The organism is Arthrobacter sp. NicSoilC5 (assembly GCF_019977395.1).
Lineage (GTDB): Bacteria > Actinomycetota > Actinomycetes > Actinomycetales > Micrococcaceae > Arthrobacter.
In genome coordinates, this window is record NZ_AP024660.1 from 3492738 (window position 1) to 3517919 (window position 25182).

Below are 25182 nucleotides of genomic sequence, written 5' to 3' on the forward strand. Positions count from 1 at the left end.
TCCTGGCCGGTTCAGTCACTGTAGTCCGCAGCGCCGGAATTGGCGGGAACCAGCGGTTTGCGCTCCGGACGGTTGCGGCGGATCAGCTTGTAGGCAAAGGGCCAGGCCAGGATGAGGGCAATGATGACATAGATGCCGACGGCGATCGGCTCACCCAGGAGCCCTGCCGGGTCCCCCGCGCTCAGCTGCAGGGTCTTGCGGAGCTGCCCTTCGATCCGCGGACCCAGGATCACGCCGAGGATCAGCGGCAGCACGGGAAGGCCGAAGCGCCGCATCATGAACCCGAGTGCGCCCAGGATCAGCAGGATCACCAGGTCGAACGCCTGCAGGTTCACCGAGTAGGCGCCCAGGGTGGCGAAGAACAGGATGCCGGCGTACAGGTACGGCCGGGGCAACTGCAGCAGCTTGGCCCACAGCGGTGCCAGGGGCAGGTTGATGATCAGGAGCAGCAGGTTGCCGATGAACAGGCTGGCGATCAGGGCCCACACCAGGGGCCCCTGGCTTTCGAAGAGCTGCGGACCCGGCTGGATCCCGTAGCTGGTGAAAGCGGCGAGCATCACGGCTGCGGTGGCATTCGTGGGCAGGCCCAGCGCCAGCATGGGGGTCAGGGTACCGGCGGCCGCAGCGTTGTTAGCTGCTTCCGGACCGGCCACGCCTTCGATGGCACCCTTGCCGAACTCTTCCGGGTGCTTGCTGAGGCGCTTTTCGGTCACGTAGGACAGGAACGTGGGGATCTCTGCGCCACCGGCCGGCAGGGCACCGAACGGGAAGCCGAAGGCGGTACCGCGCAGCCACGGCTTCCAGGACCGCTTCCAGTCGGACTTGCCCATCCAGGGCTGGCCCACCGGGATGGCGTGCAGGGGAGTGCGGCGCAGGTGTGCCGCCACCCAGAGTGCCTCGCCCACGGCGAAGATGGCAACGGCCACCACCACGATGTCCAGGCCGTCCGCCAGGAGCGGCTGGCCGAACGTCAGGCGGCGCTGGCCGGTGACGGAATCCATTCCCACCAGGCCGATGGCCAGGCCGAGGCCCAGGGAGGCGAAACCGCGCAGCCGCGACGAGCCGAGCACGGCCGTGACGGCCAGCAGTGCCAGCACCATGATGGCGAAGTAGCTGGGTGCGCCCAGGCTGACGGCGAACTTCACCACGATCGGTGCGCAGACGGCCAGCAGCGCCGTGCCAATGGTGCCGGCAACGAAGGAGCCGATTGCCGCCGTCGCAAGCGCCTGCGCCGCCCGGCCCGCCTTGGCCATCTTGTTGCCTTCGATGGCGGTGACCACCGAGGACGATTCACCAGGGGTGTTGAGCAGGATCGAGGTGGTGGATCCGCCGTACATGCCGCCGTAGTAGATGCCGGCGAACATGATGAAGGCGCTGGTGGGTTCCAGCGCGTAGGTGACGGGAAGCAGCAGGGCGACGGTCATGGCCGGGCCCAGGCCGGGGAGGACGCCGACGGCGGTGCCCAGGATGACGCCGATCACGGCGTACAGGAAATTCATGGGGGTGAGGGCGGTGGCGAAACCGTCCATCAGGGAGGACCAGACGTCCATTTAGAGGATTCCTTCCAGGAGGCCGGCCGGCAGTGCGATGCCAAGGCCGAGGTAGAAGCCGTAGAAGGTCAACAGGGACAGGGCCACGGAGATCAACCCGTCCCGGACAAAGTGGCGGCTGCCCAGGGCCAGGACGCTGCCCCAGAACAGGACCGTTCCGGAGATCACCCAGCCCGCCCAGTCGATGAGCAGGATGTTCAGGATGAAGGCACCCGCCAGCGGCAGGACGGTCTTCCAGTCGGCGGGGTGCGCCAGGTCGACGTCCTCGCCGCCCTCGGCTTCACCCTTGCCGCCGCGCAGGACGTTGACGGCCAGCAGGATTGCGCAGACCACCAGCATCCCGGCCACGATGAAGGGGACGGTTTTGGGCCCAACCGGATCAGACTTCGAATACGGGGTTACCAGGCCGTTGGCGTCAAGGAAGACCAGGACGCCGGCCGCCCCGAGCAGGAGTGCAACTCCCAGCTCGGAGCGGCCTTTGAGACCTGTGGTCAGGGATGTCACGCCAACCCAAGCTTGGTGAGGACGTCCGCCACCCGCTTGTCCTGCTCGGTGAGGAAGGTCTTGAACTGGTCGCCGGTGATGAAGGCATCGGTCCAGCTGTGGGTCTTCAGGGCTTCCTTCCAGCCCTCAGTGCCGTGCATCTTCTCCAGGGCTGCGATCAGTGCCGCCTTGTCCTTGTCGCTGATTCCCGGAGGGGCCACCACGCCACGCCAGTTGGTGAACACCAGGTCGATGTTGGATTCCTTGAGCGTGGGTGCGTCCACGCCGTCCAGGCGCTTCTCGCCACTGGTGGCCAGAACGCGGACCTCGCCGGATTCGATCTGCTTCAGGTATTCGCCGGCGCCGGAGGCGGCGAAGCCGAGCTTGTTGCCCAGGATCGCGGGAAGAAGGTCGCCGCCGCCGTCGTAGGAGACGAAGTTGACCTTGGTGGCGTCGATGCCCACGGCACCCGCAAGCTGCATGGGCAGCAGGTGGTCCGGACCGCCGGGGGAGGAGCCGCCGCCTACGGCGATGGAGCCGGGATCGGCCTTCCAGGCCTTTACCAGGTCATCGATGGTCTTGTAAGGCGAATCCTTGCTGACCATGATGGCGCCGGGCTCTTCGATGAGGCGGGCCAGCGGGGTGGTGTCCGTCAGCTTGGACTCGGACTTGTTGGTGTAGCTGGCACCCACAACGCCCAGGCCCATCAGCATGGCAAGGTCGCCGTTGCCCTTTTCGTTGACTATCCGGGCCAGGCCCACGGTGCCGCCGGCACCGGCCAGGTTGAAGACCTCGGTGTTGGTGGAGATCTTCTCGTCATCGAGAACCTTGGCAGCGGCGCGGGCGGTGGTGTCGTAGCCGCCGCCGGGCGTGTTCGGGACCATGATCTGCAGGCCCGTGATGGGTCCGGCGGCAGCGCCGGAGCTTTCCGAGCCCGTGGAGCTCTTGCTGGTGGCACCGCAGCCGGTGGCCATCAGGGCGATGCCGGCAGCAACGGCGGCAACGCGCAATGCGCGGATCTGGCGCATGTGTTCCTCTTCTCTCAAAAACAAATCTGGCCAGCACCGGCTGCCTGGTGGCTCCGGTGCCTTGTGGTTCCGATGCTAGGGGCGGCAGTGACGGCGATCACTCTTGTGTACGCAGAGAAAGTTGTGTTCATTGCGTTCACGTTTCCGAATCGCCACAACGGCCCTGCTGCGGGCTTTGGGATATAGTTCCCGGTACCACCTCAGGCCCCCGCGCCCGTATTCCTGCGCGCACCACGGCCTCCCACACGCGCCGGACAACTTCTTGCCCTGCCCGCAACCCCAGGAAGACCATTGTGACTCGACGACGAGGAATGTCCCTCGCGGGCCAGTACCTTCTGCTGCAGTTGCTCATTGTCCTGGCCGTCCTGGTGGGCGTCGTCGCCATCTCCCTGGCGCAGTCCGCTGCGGCGTTCGAACGGATCGAGGGCCGGCGCGCCCTCTCGGCAGCGGAAGCCCTGGGTGGCAACCCCGTGGTGCGTGAGCTCCTCCCGGAAACGGAACCGCGCGGCGGGGCAGTATTGCCCGCGGTGGCCGAGTCCGTGCGGATCGTCTCCGGCTCATCCCGGGTGGCGCTGGCGCGCATCGACCGTACGGTGGTGGCGTCCTCGGATCCCAGCCTCCTGGGCCTCCCGCTGGAGCTGGGTGCAAGCAGGGTGATGGAGGGCCGTGCCTGGACGGGCGTGGTGGGCGGAACCCCTGCGCCGCTCCTGTCGGCTCACGTTCCGGTCCTGGATGACACCGGGCGCATGATCGGGATCGCCTCCATCAGCCGGAACTATCCAACGGTGCTCGAACGCCTGGGCGACGCCGTCCCCAACCTCCTCACTTACCTGGGGGTGGCGAGTGTCCTGGGCATCGCCGGGTCGCTGCTGCTCTCGCGCCGCGTCAAGCGGCAGACCCTTGGCATGGAGCCCAGCGAAATCACCAGCCTGGTGGAAAACCGCGAGGCCATGCTGCACGGCCTCAAGGAAGGCGTCGTGGCACTGGACCTGCACGAACGGATCACGGTGGCCAACCACAGCGCGCGTGCCCTGCTGGGCCTCCCGCCCGACTGTGTGGGCAAGCGCGTGGCGGCCCTCGCCGTCGAACCCGCCCTCAAGGAAGTCCTCACCCGGGAGCAGCCGGGGCCCGACCAGCTGGTGCTGGTGGGAGACCGGCTGGTGGTGATGAACCGGGTGCCGTTCCAGTCCCGGGGCAGGGTCATCGGCTCGGTGACCACCCTGCGCGACCGGACAGAGCTCTCGGAACTGGAACACGAACTCGGCACCACCCGCACCGCCACGGACACCCTTCGCGCCCAGGCGCACGAGTTCGCCAACCAGCTCCACGTCATCTCCGGCCTGATCCAGATCGGCGAGTACGATTCCGTGGTCCAGTTCGTCAACGGCGCCACCGTGGACCGGACCCGGCTCAACGACGAGGTCACCGCCCGCATCAAGGACCCCGCGCTCGCCGCCCTGCTGATCGCCAAATCGAGCCTCGCCACCGAACGGGGCGCGGCACTGCAACTGGACCCGGAATCCGTGCTGGACACCGTCGATGACGCGCTGTCCCGGGACCTCACCACCGTGGTGGGGAACCTGGTGGACAACGCGTTCGACGCCGTCACCGGGCTTCCGCAGGCGGCCGTCCGGGTGCGGGTTGACGGCAAAGCCGGGGAAGACGTGGTGGTCACCGTTCGGGATAACGGTCCCGGCGTCCCCAGCGGCTCCACCGACCACATCTTCCGCCAGGGCTTCACCACCAAGGAACCCGGCCCGGCCGGCAGCCGCGGTTTCGGCCTGGCGCTGTCCCGGGTGGTGTGCCGCCGGACTGGCGGAAACCTGGCGGTGGCCAACGATAATGGGGCTGTCTTTACCGCTGTGCTGAAACGAGGGAGTACCCAGCCATGATCAAGGTCCTGATCGTCGATGACGACTTCATGGTGGCCAAGGTGCATGCCGGCTTCATCCAGCGCACGCCGGGCTTCACCGTGGTGGGCGCGGCGCACACAGGCGCCCAGGCGGTCGCCGAAACCGAACGCCTGCAGCCGGACCTGGTGCTGCTGGACATCCACCTGCCGGACATCAACGGCCTGGACCTGATGCAACGCCTGCGCGCTGTTGCTCCCGAACTGGACGTGCTGGTCATCAGTGCAGCACGGGAGGTTGAAACGGTCCGGAAGGCGCTGCGCGGCGGCATTGTCCATTACCTGATCAAGCCCTTTTCCCAGACAGACCTCCAGGAGCGGCTGGAGCACTACCGCAGCGCCTACCAAAGCCTGGATGCGTCCAAGGATGTGGCCGAACAGTCGGACGTCAACCGGGTGTTCGGCCTGGACCGCGCCGAACGGCCCCTGCCCAAAGGCTGCAGCATCGAGACGCTGAAGCTGGTGGAGGCGGCACTGAACGCTTCAGCCGGTGACGTCTCGGCGGCCGAGATGGCCGAGGAGCTGGGCACGTCCAGGGTCAGCGCCCGCCGCTACCTCGAGTACCTGCACGACGAAGGAACGCTGGACGTGCGGCTCAAGTACGGGGTGGGACGGCCCGAACGGCGGTACGTGCTCAAGGCCTGACGGGGCCTGCGCCCGGGCGCCGTCCCGCAGGCCCGCCGCCGCTGCCCAGCTCTCAGCGCAGCAGCGTGTCAATCAGCCGGGCGGCTGTCCTGGCGGTCCGGCTGTCAATGTCGAATGCCGGATTCAGTTCCGCCACGTCCAGGTGCAGCAGCTTCCCGCTTCGGGCCACCTGGCGGCACACCGCCGAAATGACCGGAAGCGGCACGCCATAGGCTGCCGGCGCGCTGACGCCGGGGGCCACCGCGGCGGGCAGTACGTCCAGGTCGATGGTCAGGTACAGGACGTCGATCTCCGCCAGGAACCCTGCAACGAAGTCCTGGACCCGGTTGGGTTCGCAGTCCTCATCCAGCAGGTAGCGGACCCCCAGCTTGTCCGCGGTGTCGAACAGGACCCGGGTGTTGTTCGGCTCCGAGATCCCGGCGACGGCGTACCGGAATTCCCGTCCGGCGTCCGCTTCCGCGCGGGCCATCTGCAGGAACGGCGTGCCGGAGCTGGCCACCGGCTCGTCGCGGAGGTCGAAGTGGGCATCAAGGTTCAAGACGCCCAGGCGCTGCCCGGTTTGAACCGCGGCTGATGCGCTGACGCCAAGGTAGCTGGCGTAGGCGGTTTCGTGCCCGCCGCCCAGCACCACAGTCTGGTGGCCGGCGTCGAGCAGGGCTGCCAGCACCCGGCCAAGCCGTTCCTGGCCGGCCTCCAGGTCTTCCCCGGAGACCACCACGTCACCAGCGTCGGCCACCGGTCGGTCCAGGTGGAAGGCCAGCGGGCCAAGCGCTTTCCGCAGCGCCGCCGGGGCTGCGGCTGCCCCGGTCCGGCCCTGGTTGCGGCGGACCCCCTCGTCGCTGGAAAATCCCAGCACGGCGGCGGGCTTGCGTCCGGGCGCAGCGGCCCGCAATTCATCGGAGGCGGTGACCGCCTGCCACCAGCGGCGGTGGCCGGGACCATCGCCGTCGAACCTGCCGGTCCAGGGCCGGGGCGGGACGTCGACGGCGGGAAGCTTGAGGAACATGCCTCAAGCTCACCGCATGCCGGGCACGAAAACCAGCGCCGGCGCCGTCGTCCTGTCCGGAATCCAAGAACCCGCGCAACGGGCAGGCCGGACATCGGGTGCCTGGTGCAGGGGTTAAGGTGAGAGCAGCCCACCGGTCCAGGGATGACCTGGCCGCTCCGGATCCACGCACCATTCCAGGCTGGAGAGCCGCTCCATGTTCGAAGCCCCAGATATACTCTTTGCCGCGGCCGGACTGGCCGTGTTCGTCGCTGCGGTGCTGCCCAAGCTGCTGCGTGACATGCCGCTGTCCATGCCCATGGTCTTCCTGGGTGCAGGGATGGCAGCCTTCGCGTTGATTCCATCGCTGCCCAACCCCAACCCGGTGGAACACGGCGACTTTGTCATGCACCTTGCGGAGGTCTGCGTGATCATTTCCCTGATGGGCGCGGGGCTGGCCCTGGACCGGCCCGTGGGACGCCGGCGCTGGTCCACCACGTGGCGGCTCCTGGGCATCGCCATGCCGCTCTGCATCGTGGGGCTGACCCTGCTGGGCATGTGGTTCCTGGGCCTGGGGCTCGGTGCGGCCCTGCTGGTGGCGGCCAGCCTGGCGCCCACGGACCCCGTCCTGGCCTCGGAAGTGCAGGTGGGCGAGCCTGCCGACCAGGATGAATCCACGGACAAGGAGGACGAGGTCCGTTTCGGCCTGACATCGGAAGCCGGGCTCAACGACGGGCTGGCGTTCCCGTTCGTCTACCTTGCCATTGCCATCAGCGTTGCCGGAGCGGACCCCTCCGCCTGGTTCGGCGAGTGGTTCGGGCTGGACGTGGTGTGGCGGCTGGCCGTCGGGCTCGTGGTGGGGTTCCTCACCGGAAAGCTGCTCGCCAGGCTGTTCTTCTCGGCCCGTGCCGACAGCCTGCGGCTCTCCAACCACTCGGAGGGCTTTGTGGCCCTGGCGGCGACGTTCCTGGCGTACGGGCTGACGCAGATGGTGGAGGGCTACGGGTTCATAGCGGTGTTCGTCTGTGCCGTGACCATCCGGGCCGCCGAACGGACGCACGGCTACCACCGGGTGCTGCACTCCTACGTGGAGCAGTTGGAACGGCTGCTGACCGTGGTGATCCTGGTCCTCCTTGGCGGTGCCATCGCCCGCGGGCTGCTGGCCGGGATCGGGCTTCCGGAACTGCTGGTGGCGCTTGCTTTCCTGCTGGTGGTGCGGCCGCTGGCGGGCTGGCTGGGCCTGCTGGGTGGCAAGACCGGTCCGCGGGAACGCGTGGCACTGTCCTTCTTTGGCATCCGCGGCATCGGTTCCCTGTACTACCTGGCCTTTGCCCTGGGGGAAGGCCACTTCACGGAGCAGGCGCACTGGCTCTGGTCCTTCATCGGGCTGGTGGTGGCGCTGTCCATCGTGATCCACGGCGCCACCACCTCGCCCCTGATGAACCGGCTGGACCGGCTGCGCCAGAAGAAGGCACTGGCAGTCTCCGGCGACGAGGGACTCGCCCCCAACACCCCCGTCTAGGCCCCCGGCCAGGGAAACCCCGGTGTCAACAAAAAGGGCTGGTACGGCAGACGCCGCACCAGCCCTTTCCATGCGCAGGTGTTACTTCATCCCCAGGGCCGCCTCGATGGGGCCGATGGCGAAGAACAGCGCGAACGCCGCGGCCACAGCCCACATCAGCGGGTGGATGTCCTTGACCCTGCCCTGGACCGTGCGGATCAGGACGTAGGCGATGAAGCCCGCACCCAGGCCGTTGGCGATGGAGTAGGTGAAGGGCATCAGGGTGAAGGTGAGGAACGCGGGGATGGCGATGCCCCAGTCCTGCCAGTCGATCTTGCCCACCTGGGAGACCATCATGAAGCCCACCACCACCAGTGCCGGGGCCACGGCCTCGAACGGCACCAGGTTGATCAGCGGCGTGAAGAACATGGCCACCAGGAACAGCACGCCGGTGACGATGGAGGCCACGCCCGTGCGGGCGCCTTCGCCGATGCCGGCACCGGCTTCGACGTAGATCTGGTTGGAGGAGACGGAGGCGCCGCCGCCGATGATGGCACCGAGTGCGTCCACCTGGAGCACACGGTCGACGTCGGGAATGTTGCCGTGTTCATCCACCGTGCCGGCCTCGTTGGCCAGGCCCACCATGGTGCCCATGGCGTCAAAGAAGATGCTGAGCAGGATGACGAAGGCCAGCAGCGTGGCGGCCACGAAGCCGAGGTGCTCGAAGGCACCGAACGGGTTGGCCTTGCCGATCAGGGAGAGGTCGGGCGCGGCCCAGCCGGAGAACGCCGGGGCCACCAGGGACCAGCCCTGCGGGTTGAAGTTCTTGCCGTCGAAGCTGGGGCCGATGTGCAGGGTCGTCTCAAGGATGACGGACAGCACCGTGGAGGTGATGATGCCGATCAGGATGGCGCCCTTGACCTTGCGCACCACCAGGGCGATGGTCAGGATCAGGCCGAACACGAACACGGCGGTGGGCCAGCCCAGGAGCTTGCCTTCGAAGCCCAGGCCAACGGGCACGGTGGTGCCTGCGACATCCGGGATGCGGCGCACGAACCCGGCGTTGACCAGGCCGATCAGGGCAATGAACAGGCCGATGCCCACCACGATGGCCGTCTTGAGTCCGTCCGGCACCGCCTTGAACACGGCGGTACGGAAACCGGTGAGGACCAGGATCAGCATGGTGACGCCGGAGAGGACCACCAGGCCCATCATGTCCGGCCAGGTGAGCCCGGGATTGGTGGCCACGGTGACAGCCACGAAGGCGTTGACGCCCAGGCCGGTGGCCAGGGCGAAGGGGTGCCGGCCCCACGCGCCCATGAGGATGGTGAGGATGCCTGCCACCAGCGCGGTCACGGCGGCCACGGCGGGGAAGCCCAGCGTGGTGCCGTTGGAGTCGGGCCCGGACAGGATCAGGGGGTTCAGCACCACGATGTAGCTCATGGCGAAGAACGTGGCGAACCCGCCGCGGATCTCGCGGGAAAGGTTGGAACCGCGCTCGGTGACCCTGAAATACCGGTCCAGGGCAGAGCCTTGCTTAAGCATTAGTCCTCCGGGGAAGTGTGTGGGGATACCTGCATCCTAAGGGAGCGGCGGGGAGTGGGCCGGCAAATTCGCCTAGTCTGTAAGGAAGCCAACACGAGGAGCAGCCCACCCATGCGCCAGGTCCGCCGCCAGTTGCTGAGCCTTGTGCTCGGCTTGTTTGTCCTTGCAGCCGCCGCGCTGGGCCTCGCTGGCCCCGCCTCCGCCCATGACGCTGCCGAGTCCACCAGCCCGGCGCAGGGGGCTGCGCTGGCTGTCCCGCCCGCCGAGGTCTCGGTGACCTTCAGCAACAAGCCGCTGGGCATCGGTTCGTCCTTCTCCATCAAGGATGCCGGCGGCACCGAATGGGCTGATGGCTCCGTGCAGATCGTGGACAACGTGGCCACCCAGAAGCTCCGCCCGGGCGGTCCGGCGGGCGCGTACACAGTGGCGTGGCGCGTGGTCAGCTCGGACTCACATCCCATCGAGGGGACGTTCACCTTCACCGCGGCCTCCGGTGCCCCGGGTGCCGCCTCGTCGGGGACACCCACGGCGGGAAGTTCGACGGCGGCGGGTGCGGTCCCTGGCATGGGCACCGCCCAGCCCGGGGTCACGGAAGAGGCCTCGGAGCCGGCCGGCGCGGGCGAGCCGTTCCAGTGGAGCATTGTTATTTTTGCGGTGGTGGCCGTGGGGCTGCTGGTGGCGCTGGGCGTCCTTGCCCGCCGCCGGCTCACCGGCGACGGGGACACCGAAGATGACGGGGAGGCCGGGGACAGGGCCGCGGAGTAGCACCCGCCGGCTGGGCCGGTTCCGTCCAGCCCTGCAGCGCGTACCGGCGCCGCAGTCAGCAGCCCTGGGCAGCAAAGCTTCCCGTTGCCGGGAAGACGCCGGTGGACGGAAGGGCGCCGTCCGGGTTGACCTTGGCGGAGATTGCCTGGCCCACCGTCTTGGCCTGGCGCAGCACTTCTTTGGGCGATGGCGTGATCAGTTCGCCCACTCCCACCAGGTAGATGCCAATGGCCCGCATGGCTGCCGCCACGTTCCGGCCCACGGCAATGCCGAAGTCGTTGAGCATGCGCCGCAACTGGCTGTGGGCGCAACGGGTGAGCACGATGTGGTCCGCCACCAGGATGCCCGTGGGGGTGTGCACCTGCCACTGCGGCGCGGCCTGGTCCGGTGCTTCGAGCATGGTCAGCTGCACCGCCCGGGTGGTGTTCCGCACGTCCACGCTGTGGCTTGCGGCGTAATTGCGCAGGTGGCGCAGGATCTCGTTCCGCTCGCGGAGGGTGCCGCTGTCCGCCGCATCGCAGCGCTGCAATGACGTGGTGTTCGCGGGCTGGGCCTGGCCCAGGATGTCGAGGCCGTCCACCACGATGGAGTCCACCCCATGGCGGCGCAGCTCAGCGGCCACGGCCAGTCCGGACAGGCCCGTGCCAATGACGACAGTGGTGGTCTGTTCGGTCCCGGCAATCCCAGGCATGCTTGACACTACAGTTTCCCTCCTATGGAGCTTCGGCAGGTGCCGGCATCCTCGCCGGCTCGCGTCCCGTTACCCCCAAGCACGGCCGCAGCGCATGGCCGGGACCGTCCTGACAGGAAGAATCAGTTGGCGTCCCGGACCAACAATGTCCTGAAGACTACAGAACAAATGCGGCCGTGGATAGCCCGTGAACGAAATCGTTTCCGTGGCGAGAGGGCGCTTTCCGGAACCCGGCAAAAAGCCTGTGGATAACAGGGCCCATCAGCCCCTGAACAGGCTTGCTAAGCCCTGGGGGACAGAGAATAGTGGGAATCGGGAGCGGTCCTTTTCCTGCCGGTGCCACCGCTGGGCCGGGTGCGCGGAGAGCGGTCCGTTTTCTGGCAGAATAGCCGCAACATCAGGCGTATCGCGAGGAGGCGGCCCCCATGGGCTCACGAGAGTTGCATCCGGACCCGGCCCGGGACGGTGGGGGTGGCGCAACCGCCCCCCACGGCATCGTGGTGGGCGTCGACGGTTCGGACCATGGCCAGTGCGCCCTGGTGTGGGCCGCGCGGGAAGCCCAGCGCCGTCGTCGTCCGCTTCATATCGTCACCGCCTACTCCGTGCCGATCTTCGCCGCGTCCGGCCTGGACGGGGGCTACGCCACCGTGGATGATTCCGTCATCCGCGAAGGCGCCGAAGCCATTGCCCGGCAGGCCCTGGAAAAGGTGGCCGCCTACGACGTGGACGTCAGCTCCTCCGTGGAGAACGGCGACGCCGCCGGCGTCCTGCTGGACATCTCCGAAACCGCGGAACTCCTGGTGGTCGGCACCCGCGGCCGCGGCGGCTTTGTGGGCCGGCTCCTCGGATCAGTCAGCAGTGCCCTGCCCGCCCACGCGAAATGCCCCACGGTGACGGTTCCGTTGTTCTGCTCGGACCGGCTCGGTGAGTCCACGGAGGACCGCCGCGTCAAGGCCGAGCAGGCCAGGTCCGGGCACCGGCCGGTGGAGAACGTGGTGGTGGTTGGCGTGGATGGCTCCGAGCAGGCCCGCGTTGCCGTCCTTGAAGCAGCCGACCAGGCCGAACGCCTTGGCGCGTCCCTCCGCGTGGTCTGCGCCGTTCCCCAGTACAGCGGCTCGCTGGCCTGGGTTCCGGCGCCCATGGACCGGAAGGCACTGTTCGATGACATCCGGGTCACCCTGGAGGCCGGCATGGCCTGGCTCCGCAGCCACTACCCCAACCTGCAGGCCGGCTACGAGCTGAAGGACGGCTCGCCGGTGGACGTGCTCGTCGAGGAAAGCCGGCACGTTGAACTGGTGGTGGTGGGCACCCGCGGACGCGGCGGGTTCACCGGAATGCTCCTGGGCTCAACATCAGACGGGGTGCTCCACCACGCCAAGGGCCCGGTCATGGTGGTCCCGGACCGGGAGGACCCCCGCCTGGCCGACCGCGGGCGGTTCGGACCCATCCTGGGCGACGCCGCCTAGACCGCGCTTTTCCGGGCAGCCGGCGGGGGACCGCGGACATGACGCAGCAGATGACAGCCGGTGAGGAGCCCGACGGGCTGGTGCGCGGCCTGGGCAGCCTGCACTCAGGGATGCTGGCACTGGTGGGCGGCAAGGCAGCCAACCTAGGGGAGTTGTTGTCCGCCGGGTTGCCGGTTCCGGACGGCTTTTGCCTCACCACCGCCGCGTACCGGCAGGCCATCGGCGCCCCCGATGCCCTGCTTCCCGCGTTGGCAGCGGTTTACGCCACCCTGGAGGAGACGGCAGGGGCCTCCCCTGGGGACCTTCCCGATGTAGCCGGACTGGCCGCAACGGCACGGGCAGCAATACTTGCAGCTCCGGTACCGGCAGCCGTAGCCCGCGCCGTGGAGCAGGCCTATACGGCACTGGGTCCCGGCGTCGCGGTGGCAGTGAGGTCCTCGGCCACCGCTGAAGACCTCCCCTTCGCCAGCTTCGCCGGCCAGCAGGACACCTTCCTGAACGTCGTGGGAGTGCCCGCGGTGCTGGACGCCGTCCGGAGATGCTGGGCGTCGCTGTGGACGGAGCGGGCAACCGCGTACCGGGCAAGCCTCGGAATCGACCCGGCAGCCGTGTCGCTCGCGGTGGTGGTCCAGCGGATGGTGGACGCCCAGACCGCGGGCGTGATGTTCACGGCGAATCCCCTCACCGGCAGCCGCCGGCAGGTAGTCATCGACGCCAGCCCCGGCCTTGGCGAGGCCGTGGTCTCCGGCGCCGTCAATCCGGACCACTTCGTGGTGGACGCCCTGACCGGCAGGGTGCTGGAACGGAAACCCGGCGATAAGGGTGTGGAGATACGGCCGGTTGCCGGCGGCGGGACCGAAATCCGCCACGTGCAGGCCGCCCAGGGCATCGCATGCCTTCCGGACAGCCAGGTGGCTGGCCTGATGCGGTTGGGGCTGCAGGCCCAAGGGCATTTCGGTGCCCCGCAGGACATCGAGTGGGCCGTCGACGGCGCGGATGGGCTGTGGCTCACGCAGTCCAGGCCCATCACCACGCTCTACCCGGTCCCGGAAAGCAACGGTGCTGCCGGCAGGGTTCCGCAGGCAGCGTCCGCCGTTGGGGGGACCAGGGCCTACCTCTGTTTCAGCCTCGCGCAGGGACTGACGCGGCCGCTGACGCCCATGGGCCTGGCTGCAGTGCGCCTCATCGCTTCCTCCGTCGCCACCGCAGCCGGCTTCCCTGTTCCCGATCCACGGGAAGGGCCGTCCCCCTACGCCGAGGCGGGTCAGCGGATTTACGTCGACTTCACCACTCCCATCCGCAGCACCGTTGGCCGGCGGCTCGTTCCCCGGGTCTTCGACATCATGGAGGCACGGACGGCAACCGTCATGCGGCAGTTGTTCGAGGACCCAGCTTTTTCGGTGACCACCAGGTCACCCCTCGGGCTGCTGCGCCACGTCGGACCCGCGGCAATCCGCACAGAGGTTCCCGCCACCTTCCTCCGTGCGCTGGTCCGCCCCGGTGCGGCCCTCCGCCGGCTGGACCGCTTCACCCGGACGTTCGAGGTGTCCCTGGCTCCCGGCGGCGCAGCCGGCGCCCTGGCCCGCCTGGACCACGCCGAGTCCCTCGTGGGATCGCGCCTGTTCCTCATTGTTCCGGCCATCCTCCCCCTTCCGGCCCTGGGCTTCGCGATGCTCGGCGTTGCCGGAAAGCTCGTGGGCGGCGATGCGTGGGACGGGCTGCAGCCGGTGATCCGCGGCCTGCCCAACAACGTCACCACGGAAATGGACCTGGAATTGTGGCACCTGGCGCAGGCGATCCAGGAGGACGCCGAATCACGCACCGCACTGATGGCCCGCGATCCCGCCGCCCTCGCAGCCGCTTTCCAGGCCGGCGAGCTGCCGGCGCGCCTGGACGCGGGCCTCGCCAGGTTCCTGGACAGATACGGCCACCGGGCTGTCGGCGAGATAGACGTCGGACTGCCCCGGTGGTCGGAGGAACCGGACCACATCCTGGGCATCCTCGCCAACTACCTCCGGCTGGACGACCCCGCCCTGGCACCGGACGCCCAGTTCAGCAAAGCCGCCGAGGACGCAGAAGCGCAGGTTGACCGGCTCGTGGCCCGGGCCGCTGCCCGCAGCAGGATCCGGGGACGGCTGGTGCGTGCCGCACTCCGGCGGGCGCGCATGTTCGCCGGCCTGCGGGAGCTGCCGAAGTACCAGCTGGTGCTTGGCCTTGGGGAAGTCCGCCGGCAGCTGCTCCTGGTGGGTACCGAACTGGAACAGGCAGGCACGGTGGAACGGCGGGACGACGTGTTCTTCCTCGATTTCGCGGAGGTCCGCCAGGCATTGACCCGAACAACCGCGGGCAACCCGGCGCCTGCCCCTGACCTGAAAGCACTCGTGGCGGCCCGGCGCCAGGACTACGCCCTGGAGCTCAGGCGCCGGCACATCCCCCGGGTGCTGCTTTCGGACGGCACCGAACCCGAGGCGGTGCGGGCCGCCGGAACCGCCGCGAACGGAATCGGGCCCAACGGAAACCTGGCCAACGGGACCCTGGCCGGCAGCCCGGCCTCGGCCGGGACGGTGACCGCTGCGGCGCGGGTCATCCTGGATCCCGTCGGAGCGCGCCTGGAGCCGGGCGAGATTCTGGTTGCACCGTCCACGGACCCTGGCTGGACTCCGCTGTTCCTGACGGCAGGAGGACTGGTGATGGAGATGGGCGGACCCAACTCCCATGGCGCCGTCGTGGCCAGGGAATACGGCATCCCCGCAGTTGTTGGCGTGGCGGACGCCACCGCCCTGATCAGCACGGGCCAAAAGATAACGGTCGACGGCGGCGCGGGAACGGTCGTGCCGGAACGCACCGGTACGCCGCAAAACGGGAAAGTTCCCAAGGGCACGGACCCACCTGCACGGGCGTAGTCTTGATCCATGGGCTCCAACAGGCTGGATTCCAGCGGACCGTTCCAACACGTACAGGTGCAACGAAACAGCACAAGGCGCAGGATGTGGCTGCGGTGGCTGCCCGCCGTCGCGGCTCCGGTGGCCATTGCCTCCGGCGCCCTGATCGGGTCTCTTCCGGCCGGCGCCAGCAACCCACTGCCAACCAAGACACCTGCCGAGGTCCTGGAACTGGCGGCCAGCCACCAGGTGCGCACGTTCTCCGGGACAGTTGAGCAGTCCGCTGAACTGGGACTGCCGGAACTCCCGGCTGCCGGCAAGCCGTCCGGGTCTGCGTCCGGACCTGCCTCGGCCGGCAGCGTGGCGTCGGTGATCGAGCTGTTGTCAGGCAAGCACACCGCGCGCATCTACGTGGACGGCAAGGACAACGCCCGTGTGCAGGTGATGGACCAACTGGCCGAACGGGACGTGGTCCGCCACGGCAGCGACGTCTGGCTCTACTCCTCAAAGGACAACTCGGCAGCCCACCTGTCCCTGCCCGCGCACACCCAGGACCCTGCCCACACAGAGGATCCTGCGCTTCCGAACGACGCGCACGGCGCACCCGGGATGCACACTCCCGCTGAACTGGCCCAACAGTTCCTGTCGAAGGTGGACCCCAGCACCGCCGTTTCCGTGGGCCCGGACGTTTCCGTTGCAGGGCGCGCCGCCTACAACCTGCTGATCGAGCCCCGCACGGACGCAACATTGGTAGGCAAGGTGGCCATCGCCGTCGACGGTGCCAGCGGGATGCCGTTGTCAGTCCAGGTGACCGCGCGCGGCGCGGATAAGCCTGCCTTCGCGTCCGGGTTCACCAGCTTCTCGCTGGACGCGCCGGACCCGTCAGTCTTCGCCTTCACCCCTCCGCCGGGCAGCACCGTCAAGGAACTCCCGGTACCGGACAAATCCCACGATCCCGCCAAATCCCATGACCCCGCCGATGCCCATGGCCCGGGCGCCATGCACGGTGGTGCCAAGGGGAATGTCTCCATAACCGGCACCGGCTGGGAGACGGTGGTGGGCACGGCGGCTGGATCCGCTGCGGCGGCCGCACCACTGCTCCAGGACCCGCTGTTGTCCCAGGCCGCCGTCGCCGTACCCGGTGGCCGGCTGCTGTCCACGGCCCTGCTCAACATCCTGATCACCGACGACGGCCGGATCTTCGCGGGAATGGTGCCGCCGGAGAGGCTGCAGGCCGCAGCAGCAGCGGCCCGGTAGGCCTTGGACGGGCGGGGGAGTGGCAACCGGGCCGGCCCTGGCGCGGTGACTGACAACCTGGTGATTGAGACGCGGGGCCTCACCAAGCACTTTGGCCAGCAGGCCGCCGTCGACAACGTGGACCTTGCCGTCCCACACGGGACGGTCTTCGGGTTCCTGGGCCCCAACGGCTCCGGCAAGACCACCACCATCCGCATGCTGCTGGGGTTGGCAGCGGCGTCCGCAGGAACGGTGAACCTGCTGGGCCAGGAGATGCCGCAAAGGCTCCACGAGGTGTTGCCGCGCGTGGGCGCCTTGGTGGAAGGCCCGGCCTTTTACCCTTTTCTGTCCGGCGCCGCCAACCTCCACCGGCTGGACTCCGCCAGCCCGCATTCAGTGCCCGCCACGCGCAAAGCCCGCGTGCAACAGGCCCTGGAGCGCGTAGGCCTGGAGCACGCGGCGGGGAAACGCGTGCACGCATACTCCCTGGGAATGAAGCAGCGGCTGGGTATAGCCAATGCCCTGCTCTCACCCCGGGACCTGCTGGTGCTGGACGAGCCCACCAATGGGCTGGATCCGCAGGGCACCCGCGAAGTGCGCAACCTGGTGCGCTCCCTGGCACACCAGGGCACCACTGTTTTCGTGTCCAGCCACCTGCTGGCCGAGGTGGACCAGATGTGCACCCACGCTGCCGTCATGAGCGCGGGAAAGCTCGTGGCACAGGGTCCCTTGGCCGAGCTGCGGCAGGCCGGAAGCACCCGCCTGCGGTTGGTAACGCCCGACGGCGGCGCGGCGCGGCAGGTCTTGGCAGGGCTGGGGCTGGCACCCGGCCCGGGGGACCAGGAGGCACAGGCTTCCCAGCGCGCACAGCTGGATGGGGAGACCATTGTTGCGGCGATGGGTGCCGCCGCCGGGCAGCCTGCCGTGCTCCCGGAGGATGTTGTGGCGCACCTGGTGCAGGCCGGCGTCCGCGTCCGGGGCTTCGCCGTCGAGCGTGAAAGCCTTGAAGACCGCTTCGTTGCCCTGACCGGGGAAGGATTCGACGTTGCCCAGTAGCGTTCCCGCGGACATACCGGAAACCGCCAAAGCCACCCGGACGGCCGCCGCGCCGCGCGGCCCGGGACTGTCCCTTCTGGGGTCCGAGCTTAAGGTGCTGTTCGGGCGCCGGCGGACCTGGGCGCTGCTCCTGGCGCTCGCCGCCATCCCGGTCCTCATTGCCGTGGCCGTGAAGGTTTCCTCTGCGGTCCCACCGGGGCGGGGTCCTGCGTTCCTCGACCGGATCACCCAGAACGGGCTGTTTGTGGCCTTCACCGCCATGCTGGTCTCCGTCCCGTTGTTCATGCCGCTCGCAGTGGGGGTGGTGGCGGGGGACACGATCGCCGGGGAGGCCAACCTGGGGACCCTCCGGTACCTCCTGGTGGCGCCGGCAGGGCGGGTGCGGCTCCTGTTGGTCAAGTATGCGGGGGCGCTGGCCTTCTGCATCGTGGCTCCGCTCACCGTTGGATTGGCGGGCGCGGCGATTGGTGCGGCGCTGTTCCCGGTCGGCCCGGTGACACTGCTCTCCGGCGGGGTGGTCCAGCCCGCCGAGGCTGCCCTGCGGATAGTGCTCATCGCCGCCTACCTGGCGGTGTCGCTGGCCGGGCTGTCGGCGATCGGACTGTTCCTGTCCACCATGACGGTGGTTCCCGTTGGGGCGATGGCCGCAACGGTGGTGGTCTCGGTGGTTTCGCAGGTCGCGGACCAGCTTCCGCAGTTGGACTGGCTGCACCCGTGGCTCTTCAGCCACTACTGGCTTGGTTTCGCCGACATGCTCCGCCAGCCCGTGGTGTGGGATTCCTTCCTGGACAATGCCCTGCTCCAGGCCGGCTACGTGGCAGTGTTCGGCGCGCTCGCCTATGGCCGCTTCGTCACCAAGGACATCCTGAGCTGACGACGGCGGCGGGAGCCTTCAGGTTCCGCCGCGCGCCCAGTGCGCTGGTCAGTAGCGGGCGGCGTACGGATACAGGTCCATGCCCACCATTGAGCTGATGCTGGAAACCATGATGCCTTCCTGCGGGTTCAGCGCCTGCACCACCTGGCCGTTCCCCAGATAGATGGCCACATGGTAGAAGTTCGGCGCGGAACCCCAGACCAGCAGGTCGCCGCGGCGGGCCTGGGAGATGGGAACGTGGACCGGGGCGGCGGCATACTGCTGGGATGCGGTGCGGGGAAGGTAGGTTCCGGCCGCAGCGAAGGCATTCTGCACCAGGCCCGAGCAGTCAAAGCCGTACACGCCCGTGCCGCCCCACTGATAGAAGTACGGCGCGCCCACCTTCCCCAGGGCAACCGAAATGGCTGCCTCATACGTGCCCGAGCCAGTGGGAGGCGCGGGGGCCGGAGCCGGAGCTGGAGCCGGGGCCGGGGCGGGCGCCGGTGCCGGAGCAGGGGCTGGCGCAGGGGCAGGCGCGGCGGGTGCAGGTGCCGGGGCTGCCGGAGCAGGAGCCGGCGCCACTGGGGCCGGAGCCGGAGCAGCAGGCGCTGGACCGGCCGGTGCGGGGGCCGGCGCTGCAGGGGCCATGTCCTGGCCGCCGCCGTTCCGTGCGGTGGGCCGGTTTTGGGCGGCGTTGTCCTGGGCTGACTTCTCCTGCGCTGCCTTGTCCTGCTCTGCCTTCTCCCGGGCTGCCTGGTCCGCGGCAGCGGACAAGGCAGCAAGGCGTGCCTCTTCGCGTTGCCGGTCAAGGGCATCCACCCTGGCCGATTCGAGCGCCACAGTCGTGTTGCGGAGCTGGGCCAACTGGTCCACCAGGATGGTCCGCTGTGCCTTGGCATCGGCAACGGCTTTGACCTGCGCGGCGTTGGCCTGTTCCGCCTGGGACTTCCGTTGCTCGGCCGTCTTTGCAGCGTCATCGGCGGCTTTGGTGGCGTCCTCTGCGGCGGCGGTCAGGGAACGGTAGGCCGTGGCGGCAGCGTCCGCAGCCTCAAAGGCCCGGCTGCGGCTGGCAGAAAGCGCCTCAAGCGTGGCGGCCTGCTGCAGGCTTTCGCTGCCGCTGGCCAGCGTTCCCAGGGTGGGGTTCAGGCCGCCATTGCGGTACAGGTCACCGGCGAGCTGTCCCACCTGCTTCCGGGTTTTGTCCTGCTGGTCGCGCGCGGAAGAGGCCTTGGCAGCCGCAACTGACGCCGCTTCGGTCCGCTGCTGCAGCTCCACGAGCGCCTCGCTGTAGGAGTTGTTGGCCTGCATGGCCACCGCGAAGGCTGCCTGTTGGGCTGTGGAGGCATCCGCCAGAATGCGCTCAATCGCGGTGACCTGGTCCGCCGTCGCGGCTTCACTGGCTTTGGCTGCTGCGATATCGTCCGGCGAGGGAATCGCTGGCGACGCCGGAAAGGCCACGCGGGCCGATGGCGCCGGTACCGCGAGTGCGGGTGTTGCCGCGGATGCAAAGAGTACGACGGCGGCGCACAGCGCAGCCGTCCTGCGGCCGGATCCGGGTAAAGCCATCTGCAGAGACCTCGCAACGGTAAGACTGGGAGTGAGGTTCTGGATGCGGCACGACCGTGCCCCTCAGCTGCTCGCCAGCAGTCCGAGGCTACGTGACCTTTTGCACATTGGCAACAACAGTCACATCAATAACATAAACCACAAGCGTGTCATTTTCCTGTGAATTCCACGGGTGTGTCGGGGTCAGGCGTGTTGATGTTCCTCGTGCTCGGAGTGGCTCGCAGGCTCCAGCTGGAAGGTGCAGTGGTCGGTATCGAAATGGGAACCCAGGCACGTGATCAGCTTGTCCAGCAACTGGTCGGCGCCCCGTGCGTTGAGCACGCCGTCCTCCACCACCACATGGGCCGAGAAGACGGGGACACCGGATGTGATGGTCCAGATGTGGATGTCGTGGACATCGGTCACGCCGGCAACCGAGAGGATGTGCTCGCGGATCATTTGCACCTCCACGCCCTTCGGACTGGCCTCCAGCAGGACATCCACCACGTCGCGCAGCAGGCTCCAGGCCCGCGGCAGGATCATCAGCGCGATAAGGACGGAAGCGATGGTGTCCGCTGCCTGGAAGCCGGTGGCCATGATGACGACGGCGGCAATGATGACAGCCACCGAGCCCAGGAGGTCGCCCAGCACCTCCAGGTAGGCGCCACGGATGTTCAGGCTTTCATCCTGCGCCCCACGCAGGATCAGCAGCGATATCAGGTTCGCCACGGCGCCGAGGATGGCCGCAAACAGCATGATGTCCGTCTGCACTTCCGGCGGTGCCCCGAACCGGCGGATGGCCTCCGTGAAGATCACCACGGAGATCACGATCAGGATCAGTGCATTCGCCAACGCCGCGAGCACCTCTGCCCGCTGGTAGCCGTAGGTCCGCTGGTCGCTCGCCGGACGGCCGGCGATCCAGGCGGCAAGCAGGGCGATGGTGACGCCGGCCGCGTCGGAGAGCATATGGCCGGCGTCCGCGAGCAGGGACAGCGAACCGGACAGCACCGCTCCCACGATCTGGATGAGGACGACGCCGAGCGTGATCCCCAGGACGGCCACCAGCCGTTTCCGGTGCCGCCCGGTGGCGGTGATTCCGTGGCTGTGGCTGTGGTCGTGTCCCATGCTTACAAGGCTAGCCCCAGCCCAGCTCGTGCAGCCGGTCATCGGAAATGCCGAAGTGGTGCGCGATTTCATGGACCACCGTGACGGCCACTTCGTGGATCACGTCCTCCCGGGAGGCGCAGATTTCCAGGATGGGTTCGCGGAAAATGGTGATCCGGTCGGGAAGGGAACCGGCGTCCCACCATGAATCGCGTTCGGTCAGCGGGACGCCTTCATACAGCCCCAGCAGGACGGTGTCCGGATCTTCCCCCGGGCCGGGCACGTAGTCGTCGTCGATGAAAACTGCCACGTTGTCCATGGCACGGGCCAGCCGGTCCGGGATACTGGCCAGGGCATCCTCGACGGCCACCTCGAATTCGTCAGGGGTCATGGTGAACCCGGAAGGTTCGTGCGGGCCGTCGGGAACGATGGGCAGTCCGGGCGGGAGGCTGGCTGGCATACCCCGACTCTAGCGCCCGGGCCGCTGCCCGGGTGCCCGCGTCCTGCGCCGGGTCAGCCCCACGCCCACCAGGCACACCAGCCCGCCCACCAGTCCCCAGGCGGTGGGGATTTCACCGAGCAGCAGCCAGGAGATGAGCACCGTGGTCCCGGGCACCAGGTAGGTGGTGGCGGCCAGCTTCCCGGCGTCCACCAGGGACAGTGCGTAAGCCCAGGTGGTGAAGGCAATGGCCGTGGGAAAGACGCCCAGGTACGCCAGTGCCCAGGTGGCCTCCGGGGGAGCGGCCTGCACTTCGGCCGCCAACTGCCCGGCGAACGGCAGGCAGCAGGCCGCGCCCACGATGATGCCGAACCAGGTGGCCTGCGCCGCCGGAAACTTCCGCACCACCGGCTTCTGGATGACGACGCTGACTGCGGCGAGCACCGCCGCGAGGAGGCAAAGCGCCACGCCTGCCAGGTCCGCCGTCGAACTTTCCCCGGGGCTGCGCGGCTGTCCGGAACCCAGGGCGATCAGTGCAACACCCGCGAAGGCCACCGTGCTGCCGATGAGCAGCCAGCGGGGAAAGCCCTCCTTGAGGAAGATGCCGGCCATGATGGCCACCAGGATCGGGTTGACGTTGATCAGCAGGGCGCTGGTGCCGGCATCAAGGATGTGTTCGGCGGCGTTCAGGGCAACGTTGTAGCCGCCGAACCACATCACGCCATAGGCCAGGATGGGCAGCCATTCGCGCCCCCTGGGCAGCACCCGGCTCCTGAGCAGCTGCGGCACCACCAGGAACGCGAGGACGACGGCGGCGACCGCCAGCCTGCCGAGCGTCAGGGATCCGGGGGAGAAGTGCGGCCCGATGGCGCGGATGCCGACGAACGCGGAGGCCCACAGCACCACGGTAACCACCATGGCCGCCACGCCAAGGGCCTTCACGGGCGTGGGTGCTGCGGCGGGGGAAGCCAGGGGCTGGCGGGCGGGGCTGGTGGAAGGCATGAGTCAAATGTACGGCTGCTGCAGGCACCGAACTGGCGGAAATCGGCCATGTGGGTGCCCGCGGGCTAGGATGCGGACCATGTTCTCTCCTTCGGCTCCCGGCCGTGACACCCCGCGCCTTGTCAGGAAGATCATCTGGATCGCCTTGGCTCTCATCGTCCTGGGCGGCGTTGCCTGGTACGCCATCTTTGCCGCAACGAAGCCCCAGCAGGCGGCGCCTCCGGCCGCGGGTGCTGAGCAACTGGTTCGTGCCGACAGCCACCGCCTCACTGCGCCTGCCGAGGAGAAGGCCCAGCTGGTGGAGTTCCTGGACTTCGAGTGCCCGTCCTGCGGTGCAGTCCATCCTTTCGTGGAGGAGCTCAAGGCGGAGTTCGGGGACAGGATTACTTTCGTCAACAGGTACTTCCCGCTTTCTGCGCACCCCAATTCCGGCCAGGCTGCCCTGGCGGCGGAAGCGGCCGCGCAGCAGGGCCAGTACCAGCAGATGGCCGCCAAGCTTTTCGAAAACCAGTCTCAGTGGGCCGGCAGCCAGCAGTCCCAGGCGCCGCTGTTCCGCACCTACGCCGGGCAGCTGGGGCTGGACCTGGCGCAGTTCGATGCCGTCGTGGCCGACCAGAAGACCGAGGACCGCATCCTGGCCGACATCGCGGACGGCAACGCCCTCGGCGTCACCGGCACACCCACGTTCTTCCTCAACGGTGAGAAGCTCACGCTGTCCACCAAGGCGGACTTCCGCCAGAAGCTGGCAGACGCCGTCAAGTAGCGGCGGTCAGCCCCGCCGACGCTGCCCCGAAGCGAGGCCGCCCTACTTCGTGGCGGCCCAGGCAAGAAGCTTGTCCACCGGCCAGGTGGTGATGATCCGGTCTGCCGGAACGTTGTTGCGGGCTGCCCGTTCGGCACCGTACTGCAGGAAATCCAGCTGTCCCGGTGCGTGGGCATCGCTGTCAATCGAGAACAGGCACCCGGCGTCCAGTGCCAGCTGGATCAGGGCATCGGGCGGGTCCTGCCGCTCCGGGCGGGAATTGATCTCAACGGCAACGTTGTGTTCCGCGCACGCTGCGAAGACTTCCTTGGCGTCGAATTCCGACGGCGGCCGCGTCCCGCGCGAGCCCTCAACGAGCCGTCCCGTGCAATGGCCAAGGACGTTGGTCTGCGGAGACCGGATGCCCCCGAGCATGCGGGTGGTCATGGTTTTCCGGTCCGCACGGAGCTTCGAGTGGACGCTGGCCACCACGATGTCCAGGCGGTCCAGCAGCTCCGGGTCCTGGTCCAGGCTGCCGGATTCCAGGATGTCCACCTCGATGCCCGTCAGCAGCCGGGTGGCCCCGCCGTTGCTGTTGATGCCTGCCACCACGTCCAGCTGCTCCCGCAGGCGCCCGGCGGACAGCCCGTTGGCGATGGTGAGGTTGGGGGAGTGGTCAGTCAGGGCCAGGTATTCGCGGCCCAGCACCTCAGCGGCCGCCACCATCAGCTCAATGGGGGAGCCGCCGTCGGACCATTCGCTGTGGCTGTGCAGGTCGCCACGCAGCGCCGCCCGGAGCTCCGTTCCGCCCGATGCCAGCGGCTGGGCACCCTTCTCCCTGAGGTCCGCCAGGTAGTCAGGGACCTGTCCGTCCACGGCCTGCCGGATCACCGCGTAGGTCCGGTCGCCGATTCCCTTCATGGATTTGAGCCGGCCGCTCCGGGCGCGTTCGGCTACTTCCGCGGGGCCGAGGGGGCTGATGGCGGCGGCCGCCTTCCGGAAAGCCTGGACCTTGAACGTGGCCGCGCGTCCGCGCTCCAGCCAGAAAGCGATCTCATTGAGCGCGTCGACGGCATCCATCCGTCTATCTTGACCCGTCCCGGGGCCAAACGGCGGGGTTTTTCACCGATTTTGGAATATTCCCGGTTAGCCCCTATAGTTTTAGAGTCCAGTTCGGAGAAACGCAGAGGACAAAGACGGAAAGCCCCGCTTGACGCCTTTTATTTTGTTCCGAACGGGTTCTGGCCCCCATCGTCTAGCGGCCTAGGACACCGCCCTTTCACGGCGGCGGCACGGGTTCGAATCCCGTTGGGGGTACGCAAGGAACTGGTCAAACAGGCTAAAAAAGTCTGGTAGGCTGGAAGCCTTGAAAAAAGCGGTAGAGATACTGCAAAAGCAAGAAACGCAAGGCCCTGTAGCGCAGTTGGTTAGCGCGCCGCCCTGTCACGGCGGAGGTCGCGGGTTCAAGTCCCGTCAGGGTCGCTCTGATTGTTGGAAGAAATTCCGGCTGTCATGGTGACTAGTCACCTAGGCTCTGTAGCTCAGTTGGTAGAGCGTTCGACTGAAAATCGAAAGGTCACCGGATCGACGCCGGTCGGAGCCACCACTGGGAAGCATCAGTTCTTCGGAACTGGTGCTTTTCTGCTTTAACACCGGTTCGGGCAACCTTGACCAGGCTTCGCCTCTGCCCCTGACGCGGCCTTCCGCCACGTATGAGTGTCCGCCCTGTGGCTAACGCAACATCGCAGCCACCGT

Annotated in this window: 21 protein-coding genes and 3 tRNA genes; 13 read left to right on the plus strand and 11 right to left on the minus strand. The window is 68.1% G+C overall.

Annotated elements, in window-relative coordinates:
* Positions 1–11: 11 nt before the first annotated feature.
* From LDO22_RS16395 to LDO22_RS16405, 3 genes are read right to left on the minus strand one after another with little or no spacing between them, the layout of a single operon-like run.
* On the minus strand, positions 12–1550 hold the full coding sequence (locus LDO22_RS16395) for a tripartite tricarboxylate transporter permease (RefSeq protein WP_159633710.1): 1539 nt from the start codon (positions 1548–1550) through the stop codon (positions 12–14).
* Positions 1551–2054, minus strand: a complete 504-nt coding sequence (locus tag LDO22_RS16400) for a tripartite tricarboxylate transporter TctB family protein (RefSeq protein WP_224024641.1) — start codon at positions 2052–2054, stop codon at positions 1551–1553. It lies immediately after the preceding gene.
* Complete coding sequence (locus tag LDO22_RS16405) at positions 2051–3061, minus strand: tripartite tricarboxylate transporter substrate-binding protein (RefSeq protein WP_159633704.1); 1011 nt, start codon at positions 3059–3061, stop codon at positions 2051–2053. Before LDO22_RS16405 ends, LDO22_RS16400 begins: the two co-directional genes overlap by 4 nt.
* A 311-nt stretch (positions 3062–3372) precedes the next feature.
* On the opposite strand from LDO22_RS16405, the gene LDO22_RS16410 reads away from it, so the two are divergent.
* The gene (locus LDO22_RS16410) at positions 3373–4953 is read left to right on the plus strand and encodes a sensor histidine kinase (RefSeq protein ID WP_159635873.1); all 1581 of its coding nucleotides are present in this window, start codon (positions 3373–3375) and stop codon (positions 4951–4953) included.
* Positions 4950–5615 carry a response regulator gene (locus LDO22_RS16415; RefSeq protein WP_224024643.1) on the plus strand — a complete coding sequence of 222 codons (666 nt, stop codon included), beginning with the start codon at positions 4950–4952 and terminating at the stop codon, positions 5613–5615. The genes LDO22_RS16410 and LDO22_RS16415 overlap by 4 nt, the downstream gene beginning before the upstream one ends.
* Positions 5616–5667: 52 nt before the next feature.
* Here the strand turns inward: LDO22_RS16415 and hutG are convergent, their stop codons facing one another.
* Positions 5668–6621 (minus strand): formimidoylglutamase, encoded by a 954-nt coding sequence (gene hutG / locus LDO22_RS16420; RefSeq protein ID WP_224024645.1) that lies wholly within the window; start codon positions 6619–6621, stop codon positions 5668–5670.
* A 196-nt stretch (positions 6622–6817) separates the two neighbouring features.
* On the opposite strand from hutG, the gene LDO22_RS16425 reads away from it, so the two are divergent.
* Positions 6818–8122: a cation:proton antiporter gene (locus LDO22_RS16425; RefSeq protein ID WP_224024647.1), complete on the plus strand. Its 1305-nt coding sequence runs from the start codon at positions 6818–6820 to the stop codon at positions 8120–8122.
* 81 nt (positions 8123–8203) lie between these two features.
* On the opposite strand, the gene LDO22_RS16430 is transcribed toward LDO22_RS16425, so the two are convergent.
* Positions 8204–9646 (minus strand): NCS2 family permease, encoded by a 1443-nt coding sequence (locus tag LDO22_RS16430; protein ID WP_159633691.1) that lies wholly within the window; start codon positions 9644–9646, stop codon positions 8204–8206.
* A gap of 111 nt (positions 9647–9757) precedes the next feature.
* On the opposite strand from LDO22_RS16430, the gene LDO22_RS16435 reads away from it, so the two are divergent.
* Positions 9758–10411, plus strand: a complete 654-nt coding sequence (locus LDO22_RS16435; RefSeq protein ID WP_224024649.1) for a copper resistance CopC family protein — start codon at positions 9758–9760, stop codon at positions 10409–10411.
* Between the two features lie 55 nt (positions 10412–10466).
* On the opposite strand, the gene LDO22_RS16440 is transcribed toward LDO22_RS16435, so the two are convergent.
* On the minus strand, positions 10467–11102 hold the full coding sequence (locus tag LDO22_RS16440) for an NAD(P)-binding protein (RefSeq protein WP_224027264.1): 636 nt from the start codon (positions 11100–11102) through the stop codon (positions 10467–10469).
* A 425-nt stretch (positions 11103–11527) separates the two neighbouring features.
* Here LDO22_RS16440 and LDO22_RS16445 point away from each other — a divergent pair, with 425 nt between their 5' ends.
* The 5 genes from LDO22_RS16445 to LDO22_RS16465 all read left to right on the plus strand — a co-directional run bounded on the left by LDO22_RS16445 (position 11528) and on the right by LDO22_RS16465 (position 18616).
* Positions 11528–12568 carry a universal stress protein gene (locus LDO22_RS16445; protein ID WP_159633685.1) on the plus strand — a complete coding sequence of 347 codons (1041 nt, stop codon included), beginning with the start codon at positions 11528–11530 and terminating at the stop codon, positions 12566–12568.
* Positions 12569–12618: 50 nt separating this feature from the next.
* A complete protein-coding gene (locus LDO22_RS16450) occupies positions 12619–15471 on the plus strand; it encodes a PEP/pyruvate-binding domain-containing protein (RefSeq protein WP_224027265.1) in 2853 nt (950 codons plus the stop codon).
* A gap of 84 nt (positions 15472–15555) precedes the next feature.
* On the plus strand, positions 15556–16707 hold the full coding sequence (locus LDO22_RS16455; protein WP_224027266.1) for a hypothetical protein: 1152 nt from the start codon (positions 15556–15558) through the stop codon (positions 16705–16707).
* Between the two features lie 45 nt (positions 16708–16752).
* Positions 16753–17742 carry an ATP-binding cassette domain-containing protein gene (locus tag LDO22_RS16460; protein ID WP_224024652.1) on the plus strand — a complete coding sequence of 330 codons (990 nt, stop codon included), beginning with the start codon at positions 16753–16755 and terminating at the stop codon, positions 17740–17742.
* Positions 17732–18616, plus strand: a complete 885-nt coding sequence (locus tag LDO22_RS16465; protein WP_224024654.1) for an ABC transporter permease — start codon at positions 17732–17734, stop codon at positions 18614–18616. The genes LDO22_RS16460 and LDO22_RS16465 overlap by 11 nt, the downstream gene beginning before the upstream one ends.
* A gap of 48 nt (positions 18617–18664) precedes the next feature.
* On the opposite strand, the gene LDO22_RS16470 is transcribed toward LDO22_RS16465, so the two are convergent.
* From LDO22_RS16470 to LDO22_RS16485, 4 genes are all read right to left on the minus strand, one after another.
* Positions 18665–20161 carry a C40 family peptidase gene (locus LDO22_RS16470; protein ID WP_224024656.1) on the minus strand — a complete coding sequence of 499 codons (1497 nt, stop codon included), beginning with the start codon at positions 20159–20161 and terminating at the stop codon, positions 18665–18667.
* A 183-nt stretch (positions 20162–20344) separates the two neighbouring features.
* Complete coding sequence (locus LDO22_RS16475; RefSeq protein ID WP_224024658.1) at positions 20345–21265, minus strand: cation diffusion facilitator family transporter; 921 nt, start codon at positions 21263–21265, stop codon at positions 20345–20347.
* Between the two features lie 10 nt (positions 21266–21275).
* Positions 21276–21704 carry a metallopeptidase family protein gene (locus LDO22_RS16480; RefSeq protein WP_224024660.1) on the minus strand — a complete coding sequence of 143 codons (429 nt, stop codon included), beginning with the start codon at positions 21702–21704 and terminating at the stop codon, positions 21276–21278.
* 9 nt (positions 21705–21713) lie between these two features.
* The gene (locus tag LDO22_RS16485) at positions 21714–22601 is read right to left on the minus strand and encodes a DMT family transporter (protein WP_224027267.1); all 888 of its coding nucleotides are present in this window, start codon (positions 22599–22601) and stop codon (positions 21714–21716) included.
* 163 nt (positions 22602–22764) lie between these two features.
* On the opposite strand from LDO22_RS16485, the gene LDO22_RS16490 reads away from it, so the two are divergent.
* A complete protein-coding gene (locus LDO22_RS16490; protein WP_224024662.1) occupies positions 22765–23448 on the plus strand; it encodes a thioredoxin domain-containing protein in 684 nt (227 codons plus the stop codon).
* 42 nt (positions 23449–23490) lie between these two features.
* Here the strand turns inward: LDO22_RS16490 and LDO22_RS16495 are convergent, their stop codons facing one another.
* The gene (locus tag LDO22_RS16495) at positions 23491–24507 is read right to left on the minus strand and encodes a PHP domain-containing protein (protein ID WP_224024664.1); all 1017 of its coding nucleotides are present in this window, start codon (positions 24505–24507) and stop codon (positions 23491–23493) included.
* Positions 24508–24671: 164 nt separating this feature from the next.
* Between LDO22_RS16495 and LDO22_RS16500 the strand changes: the two genes are divergently transcribed.
* From LDO22_RS16500 to LDO22_RS16510, 3 genes are all read left to right on the plus strand, one after another.
* Positions 24672–24744 (plus strand) — tRNA-Glu (locus LDO22_RS16500).
* A 91-nt stretch (positions 24745–24835) separates the two neighbouring features.
* A tRNA-Asp gene (locus LDO22_RS16505) sits at positions 24836–24909 on the plus strand.
* A gap of 48 nt (positions 24910–24957) precedes the next feature.
* Positions 24958–25033, plus strand: a tRNA-Phe gene (locus tag LDO22_RS16510).
* Positions 25034–25182 lie beyond the last annotated feature (149 nt).

What these genes read in the sequence shown, in the direction of transcription:
- LDO22_RS16395 (WP_159633710.1), bottom strand. Translation starts at nt 1,550, where the DNA reads ATGGACGTCTGGTCCTCCCTGATGGACGGTTTCGCCACCGCCCTCACC.
- LDO22_RS16425 (WP_224024647.1), top strand. Translation starts at nt 6,818, where the DNA reads ATGTTCGAAGCCCCAGATATACTCTTTGCCGCGGCCGGACTGGCCGTG.
- LDO22_RS16485 (WP_224027267.1), bottom strand. Translation starts at nt 22,601, where the DNA reads ATGGTGGTTACCGTGGTGCTGTGGGCCTCCGCGTTCGTCGGCATCCGC.
- LDO22_RS16440 (WP_224027264.1), bottom strand. Translation starts at nt 11,102, where the DNA reads ATGCCTGGGATTGCCGGGACCGAACAGACCACCACTGTCGTCATTGGC.
- LDO22_RS16410 (WP_159635873.1), top strand. Translation starts at nt 3,373, where the DNA reads ATGTCCCTCGCGGGCCAGTACCTTCTGCTGCAGTTGCTCATTGTCCTG.
- LDO22_RS16405 (WP_159633704.1), bottom strand. Translation starts at nt 3,061, where the DNA reads ATGCGCCAGATCCGCGCATTGCGCGTTGCCGCCGTTGCTGCCGGCATC.
- LDO22_RS16495 (WP_224024664.1), bottom strand. Translation starts at nt 24,507, where the DNA reads ATGGATGCCGTCGACGCGCTCAATGAGATCGCTTTCTGGCTGGAGCGC.
- LDO22_RS16470 (WP_224024656.1), bottom strand. Translation starts at nt 20,161, where the DNA reads ATGGCTTTACCCGGATCCGGCCGCAGGACGGCTGCGCTGTGCGCCGCC.
- LDO22_RS16430 (WP_159633691.1), bottom strand. Translation starts at nt 9,646, where the DNA reads ATGCTTAAGCAAGGCTCTGCCCTGGACCGGTATTTCAGGGTCACCGAG.
- LDO22_RS16450 (WP_224027265.1), top strand. Translation starts at nt 12,619, where the DNA reads ATGACAGCCGGTGAGGAGCCCGACGGGCTGGTGCGCGGCCTGGGCAGC.
- LDO22_RS16445 (WP_159633685.1), top strand. Translation starts at nt 11,528, where the DNA reads ATGGGCTCACGAGAGTTGCATCCGGACCCGGCCCGGGACGGTGGGGGT.
- LDO22_RS16490 (WP_224024662.1), top strand. Translation starts at nt 22,765, where the DNA reads ATGTTCTCTCCTTCGGCTCCCGGCCGTGACACCCCGCGCCTTGTCAGG.
- LDO22_RS16455 (WP_224027266.1), top strand. Translation starts at nt 15,556, where the DNA reads ATGTGGCTGCGGTGGCTGCCCGCCGTCGCGGCTCCGGTGGCCATTGCC.
- LDO22_RS16475 (WP_224024658.1), bottom strand. Translation starts at nt 21,265, where the DNA reads ATGGGACACGACCACAGCCACAGCCACGGAATCACCGCCACCGGGCGG.
- LDO22_RS16480 (WP_224024660.1), bottom strand. Translation starts at nt 21,704, where the DNA reads ATGCCAGCCAGCCTCCCGCCCGGACTGCCCATCGTTCCCGACGGCCCG.
- LDO22_RS16415 (WP_224024643.1), top strand. Translation starts at nt 4,950, where the DNA reads ATGATCAAGGTCCTGATCGTCGATGACGACTTCATGGTGGCCAAGGTG.
- LDO22_RS16435 (WP_224024649.1), top strand. Translation starts at nt 9,758, where the DNA reads ATGCGCCAGGTCCGCCGCCAGTTGCTGAGCCTTGTGCTCGGCTTGTTT.
- hutG (WP_224024645.1), bottom strand. Translation starts at nt 6,621, where the DNA reads ATGTTCCTCAAGCTTCCCGCCGTCGACGTCCCGCCCCGGCCCTGGACC.